The sequence below is a fragment of the Rhizobium ecuadorense genome, assembly GCF_001187535.1.
Taxonomy (GTDB): Bacteria; Pseudomonadota; Alphaproteobacteria; order Rhizobiales; family Rhizobiaceae; genus Rhizobium; species Rhizobium ecuadorense.
The window spans coordinates 1-232 of the sequence record NZ_LFIO01001361.1 but is presented as its reverse complement, the minus strand read 5'-3'; the positions used below and the strand labels follow the sequence as shown (position 1 = coordinate 232).

The 232-nt window shown below is 57.8% G+C and carries 1 pseudogene; it reads right to left on the bottom strand.

Features of this window, described 5'->3' with window-relative positions:
* Positions 1-232 (bottom strand): annotated as a pseudogene (locus AF337_RS29465) (nitrilotriacetate monooxygenase); the annotation flags it as partial.

Sequence of the window (232 nt, the reverse complement as noted above, 5' to 3'; positions counted from 1 at the left end):
ATGTTGAGGGGCCCGCGAACCTGGAAGTGCTTGCCTTTGTGGTTGAGCGTATGGTGCTTGTCTTTGTCATAGTAGACACCGTTTTCACGGTCGAGAAGCAGTGCGCCATCCTCGAAGCTGTCCCAGAGGCCGAACACGACATCGACGAATTCGTTGCCGCGCTCGTAGCGCAGCGCATGCGGGTCGAGCCCCTCGCGGTTGAAATTGTAGCCGGTTTCGTCGTGATCGGAAG